Origin of the sequence: Oxalobacteraceae sp. CFBP 8761 (genome assembly GCA_014841595.1) — a bacterium.
In the GTDB taxonomy this organism is placed as follows: Bacteria; Pseudomonadota; Gammaproteobacteria; order Burkholderiales; family Burkholderiaceae_D; genus Telluria.
This window is the reverse complement of record JACYUE010000001.1, coordinates 817,395-839,838: the sequence shown is the minus strand read 5'-3', so window position 1 is coordinate 839,838 and position 22,444 is coordinate 817,395. Positions and strand designations below refer to the sequence as shown.

At 61.9% G+C, this 22,444-nt stretch carries 22 protein-coding genes and 1 tRNA gene; 21 read left to right on the top strand and 2 right to left on the bottom strand.

Translation table 11 applies throughout. The annotated features are described in order from the left end of the window. Positions 1 to 7 precede the first annotated feature (7 nt). The 17 genes from IFU00_03755 to IFU00_03675 all read left to right on the top strand — a co-directional run bounded on the left by IFU00_03755 (position 8) and on the right by IFU00_03675 (position 18,227). Positions 8 to 1,531, top strand: a complete 1,524-nt coding sequence (locus IFU00_03755) for a SpoVR family protein (GenBank protein ID MBD8541394.1) — start codon at positions 8 to 10, stop codon at positions 1,529 to 1,531. A 771-nt stretch (positions 1,532 to 2,302) separates the two neighbouring features. Then, on the top strand, positions 2,303 to 2,968 hold the full coding sequence (locus IFU00_03750) for an energy transducer TonB (GenBank protein MBD8541393.1): 666 nt from the start codon (positions 2,303 to 2,305) through the stop codon (positions 2,966 to 2,968). Between the two features lie 363 nt (positions 2,969 to 3,331). Then, entirely contained in the window at positions 3,332 to 4,000 is a 669-nt protein-coding gene (locus IFU00_03745) for a MotA/TolQ/ExbB proton channel family protein (protein MBD8541392.1), read from the top strand. Positions 4,001 to 4,003: 3 nt separating this feature from the next. Further along, complete coding sequence (locus IFU00_03740) at positions 4,004 to 4,423, top strand: biopolymer transporter ExbD (GenBank protein MBD8541391.1); 420 nt, start codon at positions 4,004 to 4,006, stop codon at positions 4,421 to 4,423. 74 nt (positions 4,424 to 4,497) lie between these two features. Then, on the top strand, positions 4,498 to 4,932 hold the full coding sequence (locus tag IFU00_03735; protein ID MBD8541390.1) for a biopolymer transporter ExbD: 435 nt from the start codon (positions 4,498 to 4,500) through the stop codon (positions 4,930 to 4,932). Between the two features lie 71 nt (positions 4,933 to 5,003). Next, on the top strand, positions 5,004 to 6,233 hold the full coding sequence (locus IFU00_03730; GenBank protein ID MBD8541389.1) for a hypothetical protein: 1,230 nt from the start codon (positions 5,004 to 5,006) through the stop codon (positions 6,231 to 6,233). Positions 6,234 to 6,459: 226 nt separating this feature from the next. Further along, a complete protein-coding gene (locus IFU00_03725) occupies positions 6,460 to 7,431 on the top strand; it encodes a bifunctional riboflavin kinase/FAD synthetase (protein MBD8541388.1) in 972 nt (323 codons plus the stop codon). A gap of 113 nt (positions 7,432 to 7,544) precedes the next feature. Continuing rightward, a complete protein-coding gene (ileS, locus tag IFU00_03720) occupies positions 7,545 to 10,430 on the top strand; it encodes an isoleucine--tRNA ligase (GenBank protein MBD8541387.1) in 2,886 nt (961 codons plus the stop codon). Positions 10,431 to 10,448: 18 nt separating this feature from the next. Further along, on the top strand, positions 10,449 to 10,991 hold the full coding sequence (locus IFU00_03715) for a lipoprotein signal peptidase (protein ID MBD8541386.1): 543 nt from the start codon (positions 10,449 to 10,451) through the stop codon (positions 10,989 to 10,991). Between the two features lie 19 nt (positions 10,992 to 11,010). After that, positions 11,011 to 12,231: a bifunctional phosphopantothenoylcysteine decarboxylase/phosphopantothenate--cysteine ligase CoaBC gene (gene coaBC / locus IFU00_03710; GenBank protein ID MBD8541385.1), complete on the top strand. Its 1,221-nt coding sequence runs from the start codon at positions 11,011 to 11,013 to the stop codon at positions 12,229 to 12,231. 16 nt (positions 12,232 to 12,247) lie between these two features. Continuing rightward, positions 12,248 to 12,697 (top strand): dUTP diphosphatase, encoded by a 450-nt coding sequence (dut, locus tag IFU00_03705; protein MBD8541384.1) that lies wholly within the window; start codon positions 12,248 to 12,250, stop codon positions 12,695 to 12,697. Positions 12,698 to 12,703: 6 nt separating this feature from the next. Continuing rightward, positions 12,704 to 13,813: a peptidase M48 gene (locus IFU00_03700; GenBank protein ID MBD8541383.1), complete on the top strand. Its 1,110-nt coding sequence runs from the start codon at positions 12,704 to 12,706 to the stop codon at positions 13,811 to 13,813. An 83-nt stretch (positions 13,814 to 13,896) separates the two neighbouring features. Further along, positions 13,897 to 14,892 carry an XdhC family protein gene (locus tag IFU00_03695; GenBank protein MBD8541382.1) on the top strand — a complete coding sequence of 332 codons (996 nt, stop codon included), beginning with the start codon at positions 13,897 to 13,899 and terminating at the stop codon, positions 14,890 to 14,892. Between the two features lie 108 nt (positions 14,893 to 15,000). After that, entirely contained in the window at positions 15,001 to 15,903 is a 903-nt protein-coding gene (locus IFU00_03690; GenBank protein MBD8541381.1) for a DMT family transporter, read from the top strand. Then, positions 15,903 to 16,820 carry a DNA-3-methyladenine glycosylase 2 gene (locus tag IFU00_03685; protein ID MBD8541380.1) on the top strand — a complete coding sequence of 306 codons (918 nt, stop codon included), beginning with the start codon at positions 15,903 to 15,905 and terminating at the stop codon, positions 16,818 to 16,820. Before IFU00_03690 ends, IFU00_03685 begins: the two co-directional genes overlap by 1 nt. Positions 16,821 to 17,113: 293 nt before the next feature. Continuing rightward, positions 17,114 to 17,965: a hypothetical protein gene (locus tag IFU00_03680; GenBank protein ID MBD8541379.1), complete on the top strand. Its 852-nt coding sequence runs from the start codon at positions 17,114 to 17,116 to the stop codon at positions 17,963 to 17,965. A 34-nt stretch (positions 17,966 to 17,999) separates the two neighbouring features. Next, on the top strand, positions 18,000 to 18,227 hold the full coding sequence (locus IFU00_03675) for a hypothetical protein (GenBank protein ID MBD8541378.1): 228 nt from the start codon (positions 18,000 to 18,002) through the stop codon (positions 18,225 to 18,227). A gap of 98 nt (positions 18,228 to 18,325) precedes the next feature. On the opposite strand, the gene IFU00_03670 is transcribed toward IFU00_03675, so the two are convergent. Both IFU00_03670 and IFU00_03665 read right to left on the bottom strand, forming a co-directional pair. After that, on the bottom strand, positions 18,326 to 18,739 hold the full coding sequence (locus tag IFU00_03670; GenBank protein MBD8541377.1) for a DUF1851 domain-containing protein: 414 nt from the start codon (positions 18,737 to 18,739) through the stop codon (positions 18,326 to 18,328). Positions 18,740 to 18,915: 176 nt separating this feature from the next. Next, positions 18,916 to 18,992, bottom strand: a tRNA-Met gene (locus IFU00_03665). Between the two features lie 182 nt (positions 18,993 to 19,174). Between IFU00_03665 and IFU00_03660 the strand changes: the two genes are divergently transcribed. The 4 genes from IFU00_03660 to IFU00_03645 all read left to right on the top strand — a co-directional run bounded on the left by IFU00_03660 (position 19,175) and on the right by IFU00_03645 (position 22,438). Continuing rightward, entirely contained in the window at positions 19,175 to 19,756 is a 582-nt protein-coding gene (locus IFU00_03660; GenBank protein MBD8541376.1) for an NUDIX hydrolase, read from the top strand. A gap of 1 nt (position 19,757) precedes the next feature. Continuing rightward, a complete protein-coding gene (locus tag IFU00_03655; protein MBD8541375.1) occupies positions 19,758 to 20,480 on the top strand; it encodes a leucyl/phenylalanyl-tRNA--protein transferase in 723 nt (240 codons plus the stop codon). Positions 20,481 to 20,545: 65 nt separating this feature from the next. Then, complete coding sequence (locus tag IFU00_03650) at positions 20,546 to 21,274, top strand: arginyltransferase (GenBank protein ID MBD8541374.1); 729 nt, start codon at positions 20,546 to 20,548, stop codon at positions 21,272 to 21,274. 114 nt (positions 21,275 to 21,388) lie between these two features. Continuing rightward, a complete protein-coding gene (locus IFU00_03645) occupies positions 21,389 to 22,438 on the top strand; it encodes a quinone-dependent dihydroorotate dehydrogenase (GenBank protein MBD8541373.1) in 1,050 nt (349 codons plus the stop codon). Positions 22,439 to 22,444 lie beyond the last annotated feature (6 nt).

Genomic DNA, 22,444 nt, shown 5'->3' with positions numbered 1-22,444 from the left:
GTGCCTCATGCCAAGAGATCCGGACAACCCGCGCGCCCTGCCCGAACAGTCGGAATGGACTTTCGACCTGATCGAGCAGGCGCACGAAGAAATCAGGCGTGTGGCCAAACGCTACGGCCTCGACACCTACCCGAACCAGCTCGAGATCATCACCGCCGAGCAAATGATGGATGCCTACACCTCGGTTGGGATGCCGGTGTCATACAACCACTGGTCGTTCGGCAAGCATTTCCTGAGCACCGAGAAAAGCTACCGCCGTGGCCAGATGGGCCTGGCCTATGAAATCGTCATCAATTCCAATCCCTGCATCGCCTACCTGATGGAAGAGAACAGCCTGACGATGCAGGCGCTGGTGATCGCGCACGCGGCATACGGCCACAACTCCTTTTTCAAGGGCAACTACCTGTTCCGAAGCTGGACTGACGCTGACGCCATCGTCGACTATATGGTGTTTGCCAAGAATTACATCGCCGAATGCGAGCAGCGGCATGGCATCGATGCGGTGGAAGAATTGCTCGATTCGTGCCACGCGCTGCAAAACTATGGCGTCGACCGCTACAAGCGCCCGGCCAAGCTGTCAGTGGCGCAAGAGGCGGCGCGCACCAAGGAGCGTGAAGAGTACGCGCAGTCGCAGGTCAATGCCATCTGGCGCACGCTGCCGCTGCGCGAAGAGCAGGTGCACAGCGCCGCGCCCGTGCGCTTTCCGCCCGAGCCCGAAGAAAACCTGCTGTACTTCATTGAAAAATATGCCCCGCTGCTGGAGCCATGGCAGCGCGAGCTGGTGCGCATCACGCGCAAGATCTCGCAATACTTTTATCCACAGCGCCAGACGCAGGTGATGAATGAAGGCTGGGCCACGTTCTGGCACTACACGATATTGCAGGACCTGTATCAGGAAGGTATCGTCGGCGACGGCTTCATGCTCGAATTCCTGCAAAGCCACACCAATGTCGTCTACCAGCCGCCGGCCAACAGCCCTTATTACAGCGGGATCAACCCGTATGCGCTCGGCTTCGCGATGATGAGCGACATCCGCCGCATCTGCGAACATCCCACTGACGAAGACCGTACCTGGTTCCCTGACATCGCCGGCAGCGACTGGCGCAAGACGCTGGACTTTGCGATGCGCAATTTCAAGGACGAGAGTTTCATTGCGCAGTACCTGTCGCCAAAGCTGATCCGCGAATTTCACTTCTTTGCCGTGCTGGACGACGATCGCAGCGACAAACTCTCGATTTCGGCCATCCACGATGACGCCGGCTACCGCTACGTGCGTCACAAGCTGGCCGAACAATACAACCTGGGCAGCCGCGAACCGAACATCCAGGTCTGGCAAGTCAATACACGCGACGACCGCGCGCTGACGCTGCGTCATACGCAGTACAACCGGCGCCCGCTCAATCAGCAGGCGCAAGAGGTCCTCAAGCACGTGGCCCGCCTGTGGGGCTTCGACGTGCGCCTCGAGACGGCCGATCCCGATGGCCACGTGGTCAGCTTCATCGATTGCCGGCGCGAAAAACGCACGCGCTGATTGCCTGTCCCTATACAGGATCGGCGTTCACGCCGATCCTTCCCGCCCCGCTCTTCAGCCCTCATCACCTGTCAATACCACGCGTGCGTAGGAACACGTACGTACTCGTGTACGCTTGGTATCGCCAATATCGGAATTTCATGGTATGTTGCCGTCATCACATGTTGGCGCTGTCACATCTACGTCATGGCAATATGGTGGTGAAGTACCTAGCAAAACTAAGTAATATAGTTTGGCGAAGCAGGTGTAGAGGCTCGCAGCTTTTATTCCTGCCAAGTTGAACCTCTGTTAGGCGCACGGTTGAGTTATCTCAATGGTGAGAAGTCGTATAACTTTTATCTATAGCTTGTGAAGGAAGGTACCTGTTCCAGGTGATTCGTTCTCCGATGCAAGACCCGGCGAACAGCGATAGTTTGTACAAAAGCCGTCGCTTACTCATAGGAAATTTGCCAAACTGCACAATTAACGACAATAATTTGGCTAAACCAGCCTGAGCATTGATCTTCCACGTAATGAGGAGAATCCATAGATAAGACGACACATTTTCCGGACCTCCAAACCCCGCTGTACAGCCCATCCGTTCTTGTATAGATGAGCAGGTTTGCCTGCTTTTACAAGCAGTTAGCGGTCCTTTCGCTGCTGTAAAAATGTATGTGCAAAAAAGAATTCGTAGGTATAATTCCTCGAATGTCCCGGATGCGGCTCTAGGTTTCCGTCGTATTTAGTGGGTTTGGTAGCAACAAAAAAGAGTTGGCATTGGAGAAATATGGCATGAATTTTTCGAACGAAAAGCAACCCGGGAAAAATTTCACAGGATTCATCGTTGTGCTCATCTTCCACATCCTCGTGGGTTGGGCACTCGTTGCTGGCCTGGGGACCCGGATCGTCAGCACGGTGACCGAAGCTGTGGAGACCAAGCTGATTGAAGAAGTGGCTCCGCCGCCACCACCGGAAACCCCGCCACCGCCGCCACCGCCGGAAATGAAGGCTCCACCGCCTCCATTCATCCCGCCGGTCGAAGTGCAGGTGCAGCAGCCGCCACCGCCGCAAAACGTGATCGCCGCTGCGACGCAGACGCCGCCACCGACCACGTCGCTGGCACCGCCTGCACCACCGGCACCATCGGCGCCGCCAGCACCACCGGCACCGCGTGGCGTCAGCCGTAGCGAAGCAGTAGCAGACTTTAATACTTGCGCACGTCCGGAATATCCGCGTTCGTCGCAACGCAATGAAGAAACGGGTACCACGACCCTGCAATTCCTGATTGGTGTCGATGGTCGCGTGTTGGAAGCCAAGCTGGCGAAGTCAAGTGGCTTCCGAGACTTGGACCGGGCCGCGCAATCGGCTCTGAGCAAATGCCGATTCAAGCCAGCCATGATCGATGGCAAGCCGGAACAGGCGTGGACAGCGGTGCAGTACGTCTGGACGCTGGAATAAAACCGGGACAAAACACCGTCTCAAACTTTGATTGTCGTTGTCGTAAGTTCAGCGAACTGTCTATTTAAATATTTTGGAGGAAGCATGTTTAAGAATACCCGTTTGTCCGCTTTCCTGGCGGCTGTCCTGTTGTCGGTAACCGCAGCATCGGCGCTGGTGTCGGCACCAGCCTTCGCGCAAACCCCGGCAACCGACGCAGCTGCTCCAGCGGCGACCGACGCAGCTGCACCAGCCGTTGATCCGGCTGCTGCGCCTGCTACTGATGCTGCTGCTACCGCTGCTCCGGCCGATGCCGGCGCGCCAGCTGCTGCACCAGGCACCGAAAAAACCGAAGAAGTCTACAACCCGTACGGCCTGCAGGCTATGTGGGAACACGGCGACTTCGTCAACAAGGGCACCCTGATCATCCTGTCGCTGATGTCGATCGGTTCGTGGTACATCATCATCACCAAGCTGATCGATCAGCAAAAAGTGATGAACCAGGCTAAAGACATGAAAGCCAAGTTCTGGAAAGCACCGTCGATCGTCGCTGGTTCGGCTACGCTGAAAGAAGGTTCGCCATTCCGCTTCATCGCTGAAACCGGCACCAAGGCTACCCAGCACCACGATGGCGCCCTGCTCGAGCAGATCGACCTGTCGACCTGGGTTACCATGCAGATCCAGCGCGCTGTTGACCGTGTTCAGTCGCGTCTGCAAGATGGCCTGTCGTTCCTGGCAACCGTTGGTTCGACCTCACCGTTCATCGGTCTGTTCGGTACCGTCTGGGGTATTTACAACGCACTGACCGCCATCGGCATGTCGGGTAACGCATCGATCGACAAGGTTGCAGGTCCAGTCGGTGAAGCACTGATCATGACCGCCTTCGGTCTGTTCGTTGCAGTTCCTGCCGTCCTGGGTTACAACTGGCTGGTTCGTCGTAACAAGACCGCGCTGGAAGACATCCGCTCGTTCTCGGCTGACGTGCACTCGGTCCTGATCTCGGGCGCAATGTCGACCTCGAACGCAGCAATCAGCGCCAAGAAGATTGGATAAATTATGTCGATGAGTGTCGGATCCGATAACGGAGAAGATGAGCTGAATTCAGAGATCAACACGACGCCACTCGTTGACATCATGTTGGTTCTTCTGATCATCTTCCTGATCACGAGTCCGGTGGTTCTGAAGCTGCAACAGGTTGTACTGCCTGCAGAAGAGAACCAGGTCACGTTGACCAAACCGGAAGACATTAACATCACCGTCACTAAAGACGGCGATATGTACTATAACCAGCTGCACCTCGCGAACACGGATGAACTGTTCAAGTTTCTCGCGGAGCAGTCGGTGAAGGTGCCGCAACCGGCAGTAAAAGTTCGTGGCCATCAGGAAGCACGCTACGAAGCAATCGGTCGGGTCATCTACACGGCACAACGTGCCGGGGTGCAGAAGGTTGGCTTCGTGATCGAGCCACCGGGCTGATAGCCCTGCACGCGGCGTCAGGCTCATCGAGCCGGGCGCCGCGCCCTTCTCCGGACATTTGAAAAGGAAACACCATGAGTATGAGCGTAGGTTCGAGCTCCGCTAAGGATGCTGATCCGGAACCGATGATGGAAATGAACATGACGCCGTTGATCGACGTCCTGCTCGTTCTGATCATTATGCTGATCATCACGATTCCGAAGCAGAACCACTCGGTCAATCTGAACATGCCGACGGGTACCCCGCCACCGCTGACGGATGTCAAGCCGGTCGTGGTCACCATCGACGTGGACTTTGACGGCACCATCCTCTGGGATGGCGAAGTGATTCCGGATCGTGCAGCCCTCGAAGCAAAGATGAATGCAGTCGCAGCGATGGCTGACCAGCCTGAAGTGCACCTGCGTCCAAATAAGCTGGTAGAGTATAAAGTTGTAGCCGGCGTGATGGCATCTGCCCAGCGCCTCGGCGTCACCAAAATCGGCATGGTCGGTAACGAGCAATTCCAGTAATCGTTCCATGTTTTGACCAACACGGCAGGGCTACCCCCTGCCGTGTCCATTTTGAAATAAGGATTTTTCAGATGATCAAGTTCCGTCTCGCTCACCTCAGTATCGCGATGGCCGCACTCGGCTTCGTTGCCGCCACTCCGGTGATCGGCCTGTCCTCCGCTGTCGCTGCAGAAGCACTGCGTGCGGAGATCGGCAAACCACTGCAGCAAGCCCAGGCACAAATGAAACAAGGTAAGCACAAGGACGCACTGGCGACCCTGCGTGGACTGGACAAAGTGGGCAACAAGACCGCCAACGAAACCTACACGATCGAGCGCGTGCGCGCCGCTGCAGCCTCGTCGGCCGGTGATTTCGATACCGCCGCCAAATCGTTTGAAGCACTGCTCGATTCGGGCAAGCTGAACGCCAGCGAGCGTTCGCAATTCTCGGAAGGCCTGGTCGGCATCTATATGCGCGCCGGCGATCTGAACAAAGCCAACAGCACGATCCAGTCCCTGCTCAAGCAGAAGGATGATCCGAAGCTGCGCGCTTACCTGCTGCAGAACTACTACAAGCAAGGCAACACCGCTGCGCTCGAGCAGGAACTGCGCACCATCGAAAAAAGCGGCCGCCTGAGCGAAGATCAGCTCGGCATGCTCGCCAATATCCAGCTCAAGAAAAACGATACGGCCGGCTATGTCCGCACCATCGAGAAGCTGGCAGCAAGCTATCCGAAAGCCCAGTACTGGACCGACCTGCTGAACCGCGTGCAGCGTCAGCCAGGCTACTCGCAGCGTCTGAACATCGACGTCTACCGCTTGAAGCTGGCCAATAACCTGCTCAAGAAGCCAAGCGAGTTCATGGAAATGGCCCAGCTGGTGCTGCAGGCGAAAGCCCCGGCCGAAGCGCTCAAGATCATCGACCGCGGCTACAAGGCCGGCGCACTGGGCACCGGCACCGATGCCGCGCGCCACCAGCGCCTGAAGGAACTGGCCGAGAAAAACCTGGCCGAGCAAAACAAGAACTTTGCTGCGCTCGAAGCCGAGTACACCGCCGCCAAGGACGCAGACCAGATGGTTGGCCTGGGTTACGCGATGGTGCAGGCTGGCCAGGCCGACAAGGGCCTGAAGATGATGGAAGCAGCGATCAAGGCCGGCGGCCTGCGCAATGCCGAAGAAGCCAAGCTGCGCATGGGCGAAGCCTACGCCGTTGCTGGCAAGAAGCAGCAAGCCATCGCTGCGTTCAAGACCGTTGGCGGCAAGGACGGCACTGCCGAACTGGCCCGCTACTGGATCCTGGCAGTCAACCACCCACTGTCGTAAGCGCACGTTGCCGTCATCCGCATATGCGGTCGACGGCCTTGCAATCGACCAAAAACGCCGCCTTCGGGCGGCGTTTTCATTTGGTCGGCATCTGAAGGCCACCGTGCACGAAGGTGAATACAAACCATTCCTTCTATGCAACGTCGGAGTTGCCGCGCAGTTCCCGTATAATCAGGCTTTTGGCGCCGCATACCGACAGCATGGCGCGCAACCGGAACCAGACTTGATGAAGGTATTTCGCGGACTTCCCAACGACAGGGCGCGCGCACCCTGCGCACTCACGATCGGCAATTTCGACGGCGTCCATCGCGGCCACCAGGCCTTGCTGGCGCAAGTACGCGGCGCAGCTGACCGGCTCGGTCTTGACGCGGCCGTGATGACGTTCGAGCCCCATCCCCGCGAATACTTTGCCCACAAGCTGGGCGACCCGTCCAAAGCCCCGGCGCGCGTGGCCAATCTGCGCGACAAGCTCGAAGACCTGGACCAGGCCGGCATCGACCGCGTCATCGTCGAACATTTCAACGAACAGTTTGCCGCCATGTCGCCGCAGGATTTCGTCCAGCGTGTGCTGGTCGACGGTCTGCACGTCAAATGGCTGATGGTGGGCGACGACTTCTGCTTCGGCGCGCGCCGCGCCGGCAACATTGCCATGTTGACCGAGTCCGGCCGTGAACACGGGTTCGAGGTTCACACGCTCGGCACCGTGATGCATGGCGACGAACGCATCTCATCGTCGGCCGTGCGCGCGGCGCTGGCCGATGGCGACTTTTGCGCCACCAGCCGGCTGCTCGGTCATCCCTACGCGATGTCGGGCCACGTGATCCATGGTGCCAAGCTCGGCCGCACGCTGGGCTTCCCGACCCTGAACCTGCGCGTCACGCATCGCCCTGCCCTGTCCGGCATCTTCGTCGTACAGGTGCATGGCCTGGCCGAGCATCCGCTGCCGGCCGTGGCCAGCCTGGGCGTGCGCCCCACCGTCGAAGACGCCGGCCGCACCTTGCTTGAAGTGCATGTGTTCGACTATGCCGGCCAGTGTTACGGCAAGCTCGTGCGCGTGGAGTTTCTCGCCAAGCTGCGCGATGAAGAAAAATACGCCGACCTGGCCCTGCTCACGGCTGCGATCGACAACGATGCGCTGCAGGCACGCGCGTTCTTCGACCGGCGTAACGGCGCGCTGAACGCGACCGACCGAATTTGAGTGCGCTTCCCGGCCAGTCGACGATTGGCAGGAAGCGCCTCTCCCCTGTTTGCCAGACCCCATTCGACGCGGCGCACGGCGCCGTGCACACGAACACCCAACAAAAGAACCTTATGTCCGATACCAAACAGCACAACCCTGCCAAGGGCGGCAAAAAGCCGGAGAGCAAATACCCGGTCAATATGACCGACACCCCGTTCCCGATGCGCGGCGACCTCGCCAAGCGCGAACCGGGCTGGGTCAAGCAATGGCAAGACAAGAAAATCTACGAGCGCGTGCGCAAGGCCGCCAAGGGCCGTCCGACCTTCATCCTGCATGACGGGCCGCCGTACGCGAATGGCGACATCCATCTGGGCCACGCCGTCAACAAGATCCTGAAAGACATGGTGCTGAAGTCGCGCACGATCGCCGGCTTCGACGCGCCGTACGTGCCGGGCTGGGATTGCCACGGCATGCCGATCGAGATCCAGATCGAAAAACTGTACGGCAAGAACCTGCCGACGGCCGAGGTGCTGCAAAAGGCCCGCGCCTACGCGCTCGAACAGATCGACCGTCAGCGCGCCGGCTTCATCCGCCTGGGCGTGCTCGGCGAATGGGACAACCCGTACATGACCATGGCCTACAGCAATGAGGCCGATGAGCTGCGCGCGCTCGGCACGCTGCTCGAAAAAGGCTATGTCTACCGGGGCCTCAAGCCCGTGAACTGGTGCTTCGATTGCGGTTCGGCCCTGGCCGAGGCCGAAGTCGAATACCAGGACAAGCGCGACCCGGCAATCGACGTCGGTTTCCCGTTTGCCGAACCGGAAAAAATCGCTGCTGCTTTCGGCCTGGACAAACTGCCCGCGGGTGACGGCTTCATCGTCATCTGGACCACGACCCCTTGGACCATCCCGTCGAACCAGGCGCTCAACGCCGGTCCGGAAGTCCAGTATTCGCTGGTGCAGGCCGAGCGTGACGGCAAGCCGCTGCTCCTGATCCTCGGTTCCGAGCTGGTCGAATCATGCCTGGCGCGCTACAAGCTCGAAGGCACGGTTGTCGCTACCACCGTCGGCGAAAAGCTGGCCGGCATCAACTTCAAGCACCCGCTGCATGCGCAGGATGCGTTCTACGACCGCCTCTCGCCGCTGTACCTGGCCGACTACGTCACGGTCGACAGCGGTACCGGTGTCGTGCACTCGGCGCCGGCCTACGGTCTGGAAGACTTCGTGTCGTGCAAGGCGCACGGCATGCAGGACGACGACATCCTCAAGCCGGTCATGGGCGACGGCCGCTTTGTGTCGACGCTGCCGCTGTTCGGCGGCCTGACGATCTGGGAAGCGAGCAAACCGATCTGCGCCGCGCTGACCGAAGCCGGTGCGCTGTTCGAACTCAAGATGTTCGATCACAGCTACATGCACTGCTGGCGTCACAAGACGCCGATCATCTACCGCGCCACCAGCCAGTGGTTTGCCGGCATGGACCTCACGCCGAAGGATGGCGGCCAGACCCTGCGCCAGACCGCGCTGGCCGGCATCGCCAAGACCCAGTTCTTCCCGGACTGGGGCCAGGCGCGCCTGCACGGCATGATCGAGAACCGCCCGGACTGGACCCTGTCGCGTCAGCGCCAGTGGGGCGTGCCGATGGCCTTCTTCATCCATAAAGAAACTGGCACGCTGCACCCGCGCACGCCGGAACTGCTGGAGCAAGTGGCCAAGCTGTTCGAAACGGGCGGCATCGACGCCTGGCATACGCTCGACCCGGTCACGCTGCTGGGCGACGACGCCGCCATCTACGAAAAGAACAGGGACACGCTGGACGTCTGGTTCGATTCGGGCGCAACCCACCAGACCGTGCTGCGCGGCTCGCACAAGGAGCAGCTGGGCTTCCCGGCCGACCTGTACCTGGAAGGCTCGGACCAGCACCGCGGCTGGTTCCACTCATCGCTGCTGACGTCGTCGATGCTCAATGGCGAGCCACCGTACAAGGCGCTGCTCACGCACGGCTTCACGGTCGACGAGCATGGCAAGAAGATGTCCAAGTCGCTCGGCAACACGATGGCACCGCAGAAAATCTCCGACACGCTCGGCGCCGACATCCTGCGCCTGTGGGTGGCCTCGACCGATTACACGGGCGAGCTGTCGATCGGCGAAGAGATCCTGAAGCGCGTGACCGAATCGTACCGCCGCATCCGCAACACGCTGCGCTTCCTGCTGGCCAACACGTCGGACTTCAACCCGGCGCAGCACGCGGTGCCGATGGGCGAGCTGCTCGAGATCGACCGCTACGCGATTGCCTCGATGGCGCAGTTGCAGAAGGACGTGGCGGCGCACTTCGAGCGCTACGAATTCCACCCGGTCGTCTCGCGCCTGCAGAACTACTGCTCGGAAGACCTGGGCGGCTTCTACCTGGATATCCTGAAGGACCGCCTGTACACGACCGGCATCGATTCGGCAGCACGCCGCTCCGCGCAGACCGCGCTATGGCACATCGCGCATGCGCTGCTGCGCGTGATGTCGCCGGTGCTGTCGTTCACGGCCGAAGAAGCGTGGGCCGTGTTTGCGGACCAGGAAACGTTCAACGCCAGCGATGAAACCATCTTCACGCAGACGCTGTGGACCTTCCCCGAGCTGCCGGATGGCGATGCGCTGCTGGCCAAGTACGCCTTGCTGCGCCAGGTGCGCCTGGACGTGACGAAGCAACTGGAAGAAGTGCGCACCTCGGGCGCGATCGGTTCGTCGCTGCAGGCCGAACTGGCGATCAAGGCCTCGGGCGAGAAGTACCGCGCGCTGGCCAGCCTGGATGACGACCTGAAGTTCGTCTTCATCACATCGCAGGCGAGCGTCACGGAAGTGGCAAGCGAGGCTGAAGAAGCCGTGGCCGTGGTGCCGTCGGACGCCGAGAAGTGCGAGCGCTGCTGGCACTACCGCCGCGACGTCGGCCACGACCCTGCACATCCAACGCTGTGCGGCCGCTGCACGAGCAACCTCTTCGGCGCCGGCGAAGCGCGCCGCTTCGCATAAGTACCGGGTCCAGACACCATGGCAACCAAAAAGAAACCAGCGCCGTCCGGCGCCACCCTGATCAAGCGCAGCACGAACAAGAGCGTCGGCGCCAGCATGTTCCCCTGGATCGGGCTGTCCCTGATCATTGTCCTGCTCGACCAGGTCACCAAGCTCACCGTCGAACGCACGTTTGCCTACGCCGAGACGGTGCCGATCACGGGCTTCTTCAACCTGATCAAGGTGTACAACCCGGGGGCGGCATTCAGCTTCCTGGGCGACGCGAGCGGCTGGCAGCGCTGGCTGTTCCTGGGTATCGCCATTGGCGCCGTGGTGTTCTGCCTGTACATGATGAGCAAGAACGCGACACAGCGCCTGTTCTGTTTCGCGCTCGCGCTGATCATGGCCGGCGCGGTCGGCAACGGCATCGACCGTGTCGTGCACGGCCACGTGATCGACTTCCTCGATTTCTACTGGACCGGCATCGGCCACTTCCCGGCCTTCAATATCGCCGACATCGGCATTTCGGTCGGCGCCGTGCTGTTCGTGCTGGATGAATTCCGGCGCGTGAACAAGTCGTGACCGGGACGAAGCCATGAGCATGGACCTGAAAGGCAAGCGCATCGTTCTGGGCCTGACTGGTGGTGTCGCCTGCTACAAGGCGGCCGAACTGTGTCGCGCGCTGGTCAAGCACGGCGCCAGCGTGCAAGTGGTGATGACCGAGGCGGCAACGCATTTCATCGGTGCGGTCACCATGCAGGCGGTGTCGGGCAACCCGGTCTATCTGGACCAGTGGGATGCGCGCATGGCCAACAACATGGCCCACATCGACCTGACCCGCAATGCGGATGCGATCCTGATCGCGCCCTGCTCGGCCGATTTCATCCGCAAGCTCGTGCACGGCGCCGCCGACGACCTGTTGTCGCTGCTGTGCGTGGCGCGCCCGCGTCACGTGCCGCTGCACGTGGCGCCGGCGATGAACGTCGAGATGTGGGACAACCCGGCCACGCAGCGCAATGTGGCGCAGCTGCGCGCTGACGGTATTTGCCTGTTCGGCCCGGGCCGCGGCGCGCAAGCGTGTGGCGAAACGGGCATGGGGCGCATGCTCGAAGCGGATGAACTGGTCGACGAGCTGATTGCCTCGTTCCAGCAGAAGGTGCTGGCGGGCCGGCGCGTGATGATCACGGCCGGGCCGACGTTCGAACCGATCGATCCGGTGCGCGGCATCACCAATCTGTCGTCCGGCAAGATGGGGTACGCCATCGCGCGCGCTGCGCGGGAAGCCGGCGCTGACGTCACGCTGGTCTCCGGGCCGGTGTCGCTGCCCACGCCGCATGGCGTGCGCCGCATCGACGTGCTCACCGCGCAGCAGATGCACGACGCGGTGATGGCCGGCGTCACGGGCCAGCACGTGTTCATCGGCGTGGCCGCGGTGGCCGACTGGCGCGTGGTCAATGCCAGCGACCAGAAACTCAAGAAGACGCCTGATGGCGCCCCGCCGGCGCTGGAGTTCGCGCAGAACGCGGACATCCTGGCCTCGGTCGCGGCAACCGTGTCGCTGTCGGGCTGGCCGTATTGCGTGGGCTTTGCCGCCGAATCCGAGCAGCTCGAAGCCTACGGCGCGGCCAAGCGCGAAAAGAAGGGCATCCCGCTCCTGGTCGGCAATATCGGCCCGCAGACCTTCGGCCAGGACGACAACACGATCATCCTGTTCGATGAACACGGCCACGTGCTGCTCGAGCGCGCCGACAAGCTCACGCTGGCGCGCCAGCTGGTGTCCGAGATCGGCAAACGCCTCGAACAGCGCTCCCTGCTCACCTGATTACCCAGAAATTGCAATGAAACATATCGACCTCAAAATCCTCGACCCGCGCATGCAGGACCTGCTGCCGGCCTACGCCACGCCGGGCAGCGCCGGCCTCGACTTGCGCGCCTGCCTCGATGCGCCATTGACCATCGCGCCGGGCGAAACCGTGCTGGTGCCCACCGGTCTGGCGATCCATATCGGCGATCCGGGTTACGCCGCGATGATCCTGCCGCGCAGTGGCCTTGGCCACAAGAGCGGCATCGTGCTGGGCAATCTGGTAGGCTTGATCGACTCCGATTACCAGGGCCAGCTGATGGTCTCTACCTGGAATCGCAGCAGCACCGCCTTCGTGCTGCAACCAATGGATCGGCTCGCGCAGCTGATCATCGTGCCGGTATTGCAAGTGGCTTTCAACGTGGTGACCGACTTCGCGTCGAGCGACCGTGGCGTCGGTGGCTTCGGCAGCACCGGCAAACAATAACAAACCATGAGGAGCACCCTGATGCGCATCCAGCGTCTGCACCGATTCACTTCCCCGGCATTGATCGTCGCCACGGCAGCGCTGCTCGCTGCCTGCAGCACGCCGGGGCCAATGCAATCGTCGACCGAACCGGGCGCCGTGCCGGTCGAACAGGCGTCGGGCAAGCCCGAGGTCACGCCGCAGATGGCCGCTGCCGCCGAGGTACTCCAGCGCATGGCAACGCAACACGACCGCCTGTACCGCGTCGCCGCCCCCCTCCTGATCGACAATGCCGCGCTGTGCACCAAGCACGCGCGCAACCTGCTGGGCTTCACCGCGAAGAACCGCTACACCTATCCGGGCCAGTACAACGAGGCAGCGTGGGTGGTGCTGGGCATGGACGAGCACCTGCAGGTCACGAATGTCCTGAACGGCAGCGGCGCAGCCAAGGCCGGCCTGCGTCAGGGCGACCGCCTGCTGGCCGCCGCTGGCACGCCGCTCCCGGTGGGGCCGAATGCCCTGAGCAAGGCCGGCGCCGTGTTCGGCCCGATCATGGCCAAGCAGGCCAGCCTGCCACTATCGATCGAGCGCAGCGGCAAGCCGCGCGACCTGACCATTCCCGTCACGCGCGCCTGCGCTTTCGCCATTGAGCTGGGCAACGCCGACAACATCAACGCGTACGCCGACGGCAGCCGCGTGATGGTCACGCGCGGCATGCTGGGCTTCGCCCAGAACGACGACGAACTGGCGTACGTGGTGGCGCGCACGATGGCGCACAATATGCTGGGCCACGCGGCCACGCAGCGCAATGCGGCCACCATCGGCAGCATCATCGACAACCTCACCGCCATCACGCCGGATACCTCGATGCTCATCGGCAGCGGCGGCATCAGGGCGACGCCGGCGGCCGACGACGTGGCGGCCGACCGCCTTGCGGTCTACCTGCTGGCGCGCGCCGGTTACCGTTACGAGGGTGCGTCCGCATTCTGGAAGCGGCTGGCGGCGACCTACCCGGCCAAGATCCTCAATGGCTACACGGCGAACCACCCAGCCATGCCAATGCGCGTGGCGGCGATCGACAAGGCCGTGGCGGAAGTCAAGGCCAAGCAAAGCGCCAAGAAACCGCTGGTGCCTTGACGGCTGGCCTGCGCGCCGACACGTGCGGCGCTTTTTTTGTATGATTGTCCATCTTATTCACCCGCCCCGGCGACACGAACACCATGGACAGCATCGACCTCGACGTACTGAAAACCTGCGCCGCCTGGCTTGACGGCGGCCAGCGCTGCCAGCTGGTCACGGTCATCAAGACCTGGGGTTCCAGCCCACGCCCGGTGGGCGCCACGCTGGCCATCTGCGAAGATGGCCAGGTGGTCGGCTCGGTCTCCGGCGGCTGCATCGAAGACGACCTGATCGCCCGCGTGCGCGACAACGGCATCGAAATCACCCTCCCCGACATCATCAGCTACGGCATCAGCGCCGACGAAGCGCACCGCTTCGGCCTGCCCTGCGGCGGCACCATCGAGCTGGCCATCGAACCGCTGTCGGTCGACAGCGGCATCAAGGAGCTGCTCGCGCGTCTCGGCGAGGGTGAACTGGTCGAGCGCAGCGTGCAGCTGGATACCGGCGCCGTCACGCTGTCCACGGCGCAGGCCACCGCCATCCAGCGCGTCGAGGATGGCGTGCTGCACACGCTGCACGGTCCGCGCTGGCGCCTGTACATCATCGGCGCCGGCCCGCTGTCGCGCTTCCTGGCGCAGATCGCCGCCGGCATGGATTACCGCGTCACCGTGTGCGACCCGCGCGAAGAATACCGCAGCGGCTTTCACATCCCCGGCGTAACGCTGGTGCATGCGATGCCCGACGATCTGGTGATCGACGCCAAGCTCGATGCGCGCAGCGCCGTGGTGGCGCTCACGCACGACCCGAAACTGGACGACCTGGCGCTGATGGAAGCGCTCAAGTCCGAAGCCTTCTACGTCGGCGCGATCGGCTCGCGCGCCAACAACGCCAAGCGGCGCGAGCGTCTCAAGCTGTTCGATCTGACCGATGTGGAACTCGCGCGCCTGCATGGGCCGATCGGCCTGTACATCGGCAGCAAGACGCCGGCTGAAATCGCGGTCTCGATCATGGCCGAAATGACGGCAGTGAAGAACGCGGTGCCACAGACCCTACTCATGCCGCATGCGGCCGCGCTGACACTCGCCAGCGCCGCCTGACGCACGGGTATCGATGGCAAGAAGCGGCTGGCACATTGATGCCGGCCCTGCCACAATGGTCAGCCTGACAACTGGCCATTTTTTTTCGACCTCATGAACACCGCGAACATGCTGCGCCTCGTTGCGCTGGCCGCCATCTGGGGCGGCTCCTTCCTCTTCATGCGCATCGCCGCGCCGGTGCTCGGCCCGGCCGTGCTGATCGAATACCGGCTCGCACTGGCGGCCGTGTTTCTTGCGCTGGTGAGCTGGGTGCTGCATCTGCGCGGGCGCGGCGCGCCGCTGAACGTGCGGCGCCACTGGCAGCATTACCTGATCCTGGGCCTGTTCAACTCTGCTCTGCCCTTCCTGCTGTTCGCGTTTGCGGCGCGCACGCTGTCGGCGTCGGTGCTGGCGGTGCTCAACGCCACCGCGCCGATGTGGGGCGCGCTCGTCGGCGCCGTGTGGGCGCGCCAGCAGGTCACGCGGCGCAGCGCCCTCGGCCTGCTGCTGGGCACCGCCGGCGTCGCGCTGCTGGTCGGCTTCGATCACGTGGCCGAGCGGCCCGGTGCAGGCCTGGCCGTGGCTGCAGCGTTGATCGCCGCGTTCAGCTACAGCGTCGCCAGCCAGTACACGAAGTCGGCCGCTGCCAGCAAGGGCGGCGTGGCGCCATTCGCCAATGCGCATGGCTCGATGTGGGCCTCGGCCCTGCTGGTGCTGCCGCTCGTCGCGTTCTTCCCGGCGCCGGGCGAGCCGACCGCTGGCATCATGGCTGCCGTGGTGACGCTGGGCGTGGTCTGCAGCGGCATCGCCTACATCGTCTATTTCAAGCTGATCGAGGATGTCGGCGCCACGTCGGCGCTGACCGTCACGTTCCTCAGCCCCGTGTTCGGCATCCTGTGGGGCTCGCTGTTCCTGCATGAGGTGATCGGCTGGCACACGATCGCCGGTTCGGCGATCGTCCTGCTCGGCACGGCGCTGGTGACCGGATTCAAGCCAACCTGGCGGCGCGTGCCGGCGCCAACGGGAATTTGATGACTGCATCCAATGCGATCGCCCTGCCGCCCGGCTACCGCGTCGCCGACGTGCTAGCATTTCACGGCCGCGATCCTGAACGCGTGGCCGAGCAGGTCGACGCCGATGGCTTGCGCAAGGGCGTGCTGCTCGGTGGCGTGCCGACGCTGTTCGCCATCCGGTTCGAGGACGGCGCAGCGCACTGCCGCGTGACGTTCGACGGGCCGGTCACGCCAGCCCTGGAGGCGCAGGCGCACGAGGCGCTGCTGAACGTGCTCGGCCTGCGGATCGATCCGACAGCATTCGGCGCAGCCGTCCTGGCCGATCCATGGCTGGGGCCGGTCGTGGCGCGCCAGCCGGGCCTGCGCATCGTGCAGTCGGCCACGATCTTCGAGGCGCTGACCTGGGCCATCATCGGCCAGCAGATCAACCTGACATTTGCCATCGCGCTGCGCCGCACGCTGATCCAACTGGCGGGCCGCGCGCATTCGTCCGGCTTGTGGTGCTATCCGGAGGCGCCCGATGTGGCACGGCTCGACATCGGCGAACTCACGGGCCGCAAGTTTTCAAATGCCAAGGCCGAGACGATCCTGCGCGTGGCGCGCATGGTGGTCGATGGCAGCCTGGTGCTTGAACGGCACGCTGGCGTGGAGGATATTTCTGGCTCGGCAAGCGCCGAGGTCAGCGAAACACTGCTGGCCATCAAGGGCATCGGCCCCTGGACCGTCAATTACGTGCTGCTGCGCGGCTATGGCTATCCGGATTGCTCGCTGGAAGGCGACGTCGCCGTACGCGCCGCGCTGCACAAGCTCTCTGGCAGCGCAGCCCGGCCAACCGTCGCGGACGCCGAGCGCATGCTGGCGCGCTACGCGCCGCACCGCACGATGGCAGCGGCCTACCTGTGGGCGAGTCTGGCCGACACGCAGGCTGCGAATTGACCGGCTTCAAGCCCCTGACAACATCGCCAGCAGGTCTTGGGAATAAAAAGCCTGAGACTTGACCAAGGCTATACGGCTTCACGAACTCGTCGCGCGCACGTTCATCAGTCTCCCCCGGGCAGTACCACCAGATGCTACCAATCAGCGCATGCCACGCCCCTAATGCAACATAAGTTTCCTTATTGAATTTGATGGACATAATGTGTCCCACGTGCTGGCGCGATTCAACCAGCCAAGCTGACGAGGTACATATTCTCGTCATCCTATAATTCGATGGGGTAACAGGTATTAATATGGCGAAGTTCGTTTTGAAAAAAGGCACTCTGATCAAGCATGGTACTTCGCTCGCGCGAATCCGGAGCATCCTTGAAACTGGGTTGATCCCGAATGCGCAGCGTAATGATGACCGGTCAACGATCGAACTTGCACCGGAGACTCAAGGTGTCTATGTGGGAGAATTAACCGCCTATTTTGGCGCGTATGCGAACTTCGCGGCCGAAATCGCTGGTTATATGCATGAACCAGAAATGATCAAGGCGGCAATCTGTTCCGTGGTCGCTCCAGCAGATATCCGCAAGCTGGTGCTGCCTGCTGCACCGATGGCATTTCCGCTGGTAATCACAATCGAACTTCAGGAAGACTGCGAACTGCTGGCCGATGAGGATTACGTGTTTGACGGCAGCTATCCCGTTGAACAACGTGTGCCTTTGGCACTTCTCGAAGATCAGGCCGAGCTGGTGTGGAACCGTTGGCGCTCTGGTGTCATTACGCGCTCGATTCCGGCAAGCTGGTTCGTCCATATCGAGCATCCGCGCCTGACTCACCTGGACGGAAGTCTTGAAGTGCACCGTCAAAGCTGGTCCGATTGCGAGCTGTTTGCTGCCGGGCTGATGCAGTCGTCGAGCAAGGAATTGCCAGAAAATCTCATTCCACCGTATGTGCAGCGATATGGTTCACTCTCGTTGTCTCAACGGATTTCGCCAACGCCGGCGGCGCTTGACCATCTTATTGCGCACAAGAGTCTGCTTATCAACCACAACCGCATATTTAACCATCTTCGAATTTTCTACATAATGGAAGAAATGGCACGCAATTACGGTATCAGATTGGTGCGTTCGATGGGCAATGAACTTTTTCTTCAGTGAATCACGCAGCGTAGATTAAGACCGGTGCTGACAAGTGCGACATGCAAAACCGCTGTCGCGCAAAATGAAGCATGCCGGTATTTTCTGGCCAATTCAGGAGAAGATCATGGGACGAACACCGAACGATGACCGCAGTGATAATCTGAACCCAAACAACAATGCCTACGATGCAAGCCAGGACAATCGTTCGGAGCAACTCAATCCGAACAATGAACGGTATCAGGGCGATCAGGATACAGATTCAGAAGTAAACGACGATTAACCCAGTTTTGGGCGGCCGCATCTGCACTGCGGCCGTTCTTCCAGTTGTTTGCGCACTTGCCTGGCCGAAGGCAGGATGAAGAATACAGTCAGGCAGAGCTAATTCCAGCGCGGCAGCCCATCAAACTGCTGCGCGCCCTCCCCCGAAAACCGGATCAACGCCGCCAGTGGTACGGTGGCCAGGTTATCGCACCCGTACTTGCCGCCGAGCGCACTGGGAATCTTCAGGCAGTAGGTACGCCCGTCGGTGAGCGGCCCCAGCGCGGCTTCGGCCAGGCACACTGCCTCGGGCATGTACCAGTCGTTGAGAAAATCCTGGTTGTACGACAGCGCATCGAGCGCGGCGCGGTTGCTGGCCAGCGGCTCGCAGCACAGTTCGTGCGGGCGCAGGCACCAGAACCGGTCATCCTCGTCGCGGATGATGAGATTGCCGAAGGCATTGGCGCCGAGCACTTCGACCGCGCTCATGCCGACCCAGCCCCAGGATTGGTTGATGTCGTCTACATCGATCATGGCTTGCCCCTGACTTGTCGTCCGTTGCAAGTTGGACCTGGCAAGCTGCCGTGCATTGCAGCAGAGGCGCGTGACGTTGCGCTGGATCGAGGCCGTTACAGCCAAGCAAAAGCCCTTGGAACGACGTCAGAAAAACGAAAAGCCGCTGATTCTTTCGAATCAACGGCCTCTAATCTTGGTTGCGGGGACAGGATTTGAACCTGTGACCTTCGGGTTATGAGCCCGACGAGCTGCCAGACTGCTCCACCCCGCGTCTGTGAAATGAATTATACGCCCCCACGCGTCATTTAGCAAATCCAATCCTCATTGCATGGCTTATTGAAGAAACTTATATCTCGGTGGAGCGCGCGGGCGCCAGCTGCGAACGCGCCCCCTGCCCCTGTCGACGCCGCATTCGGTGTACAGTATTGCCACGACCAACCTGCCCTATCCACCATGAAATTCTGCTCCGAGTGCGCCCACCCTGTCGTGCTGGCGATTCCCGAAGGCGACAACCGGCCGCGCTACGTGTGCACGCACTGCAACACGATCCATTACCAGAACCCGAAGCTGGTCGTCGGTTCGATTCCCGTATGGGAACGTGATGGCGAACTCCAGATCTTGCTGTGCAAGCGCGCGATCGAGCCGCGCTACGGCTACTGGACGCTGCCGGCCGGATTCATGGAAAACGAAGAAACCACCGAACAGGCGGCGCAGCGCGAGACCGAAGAAGAAGCCGGTGCCAATATCGAACTTGGCCCGCTGTTTTCGCTGCTGAACGTCGCCCACGTGCACCAGGTCCACCTGTTCTACCTGGCGCGCCTGCGTGACCTCGACTATGCGGCGGGCATTGAAAGCCTGGACGTGCAATTGTTCACCGAAGCCACCATCCCTTGGGACGATTTGGCCTTCCCCACGATCCGCACGACGCTGGAACTGTTCTTTGCCGACCGGATCAAAGTGCGCGAGGGTGGCGACTTCGGCTTTCACAGCGTGGCCGTCAACCGCCCCATGATGGCCCCACGCGAACCGGACTGACATGATCCCCTGGCTCGACATCGATACGCCGTTCCCCGACGTGTCGAAGGCATTGACCGTTGAAGCACCGGGCCTGCTGGCGGCCGGCGCAGACCTGTCGCCGGCGCGCCTGCTGCAGGCCTACCGCAACGGCATCTTCCCGTGGTTTTCCGAAGGCCAGCCGATCCTGTGGTGGAGCACCGATCCGCGCATGGTGCTCTACACCGACCAGTTCAAGGTCAGTAACAGCCTGGCAAAAACGCTGCGCAAGATCGAGCGCAGCCGCCTCGATGGCGGGCGCTGGGACGTGCGCTTCGACAGCGCGTTCGACGACGTGATGCGCGCCTGCGCTGCCCCGCGGCGCGACGGGCCAGGCACCTGGATTTCGGATGAGATCATCGCCGGCTACACGGGCCTGCACACGCTGGGTTACGCGCACTCGGCCGAAGTCTGGCTCGACGGCGAACTGGTGGGCGGCGCGTATGGCGTGTGCATCGGCCGCATGTTCTATGGCGAATCGATGTTTGCGCGCGTGTCCGATGCATCCAAGGTCGCGCTGGCCTATCTGGTGGCGTTTTTGCAGCGCCATGGCGTCGAGATGGTCGATTGCCAGCAGGAGACCGGCCACCTGGCTTCGCTCGGCGCGGCGCCGATCCCGCGCAGCCGCTTTCTCGAGCACGTCCACCGCGCGACCGCCAGGCCGGGCATCGGGTCATGGACAGTGGCGGCACCGTTGCCTGGCTAACGGAATCGCAGCGCGGTTTTCGCTAGAATAGGCGGCAACCCCACGTCGTCCCGAGAGCTCCTTGCATGACGCACCTACACGACCTGCCCTTTGCCACGCTGCAGTTCTACACCACGGCGCCCTACCCGTGCAGCTATCTCGATGCACGCCAGGCGCGCTCGCAGGTCGCGACGCCCTCGCACCTGATCAATGCCGATGTGTATTCCGAGCTGGTCAGAAATGGCTTCCGGCGCAGCGGCATCTTCACCTACCGCCCGTATTGCGATGGTTGCCAGGCCTGCATCCCGGTGCGCGTCAAATGTGCCGACTTCACCCCCAACCGCACCCAGCGCCGCGCCTGGAAGCGCCATGGCAACCTGGTCGCGATGGTCGCCAACCTGGCGTTTTCGGACGAGCACTACGCACTCTACCTGCGCTACCAGACCACGCGCCACGTGGGCGGTGGCATGGACCAGGACAGCCGCGACCAGTACGCGCAGTTTTTGCTGCAAAGCCGCGTCAATACGCGCCTGGTTGAATTTCGCGAGCCCGATGGCACCTTGCGCATGGTGTCGATCATCGACGTGCTGTCCGACGGCCTGTCGTCGGTGTACACCTTCTTCGATCCGGATGTCGAGAACGCGTCGTATGGCACCTACAACATTCTGTGGCAGGTGAACCAGGCGCACGAACTCGGGTTGTCGCATGTGTATCTGGGCTACTGGATCGCGCAAAGCCCCAAGATGGCCTACAAGATCAACTTCCGACCACTCGAAGCACGCATCGACGGACAATGGGGCGTTCTGGACGCCTGAACCTGTTGCGTGCCGGGTCCGCGGACACAACCGCTAACAATTGCCTTGATACTTCGTTACGTACGTCCCCTCGCCGCACGTTAGAATGATGGGGATACGTCAACCGAGTACCCCATGCCAGACAAAATTCTGTATACCCTCGTTCGTCCCGCATTGTTCTCGCTCGATCCCGAAGCGGCGCACAACCTGACCTTGCCCATGCTGCGTCGCGCAGCTGCGCTTGGCCTGACAGGCGCATTCCGGAAACCACGGCCCGATCCGCGCACCGTCATGGGTATCACGTTTCCCAACCCTGTCGGCCTGGCCGCCGGGTTGGACAAGGATGGCGCGTATATCGATGGCCTGGCGGCACTGGGCTTCGGCTCCATTGAAATCGGCACGGTCACGCCGCGCGGCCAGGCCGGCAATCCGAAACCGCGCATGTTCCGGCTGCCGCGTGCGCGCGGCATCATCAATCGCATGGGCTTCAACAATGGCGGCGTCGACGCGTTCGTGGCCAATGTGCAGGCGTCGCGCTTTTTCCAGGAAAAGCAGGGAGTCCTGGGGCTGAACATCGGCAAGAACGCCGATACGCCCATTGAGCGGGCCGCCGACGACTACCTCGAATGCCTGCGCAAGGTGTACCCGTATGCCAGCTACGTGACGGTCAATATCTCGTCGCCAAACACGCAGAACCTGCGCCAGTTGCAGGGCGCGTCCGAACTCGACGCCCTGCTGTCGCAGCTCAAGCAGGAGCAGATACGCCTGGCCGACCAGCACGGCCACTACGTGCCGCTTACGCTCAAGATTGCACCGGACGTCGACGGCGACCAGATCCGCGATATTGCCGGCGCCCTGCTGCGCCACAAGATCGACGGCGTCATCGCGACCAATACCACGCTCAACCGGCGCGATGTCGAGGGCATGAAGCACGCGCAGCAAGCAGGCGGCCTGTCGGGCGCGCCCGTGTTCGAGCAGTCGAACATCGTGATCCGCGCGCTCAAGACCGAGCTGCGCGACGACATCCCGATCATCGGCGTGGGCGGCATCATGCGCGGCGCCGATGCACGTGCAAAAATCGCGGCCGGCGCCAAGCTGGTGCAGTTGTACAGTGGCTTGATCTACGCCGGGCCGGGCCTGGTGCGTGATTGCGCGGACGCGCTGCGCGAACAAAAGAAGAAGTAAACCCGG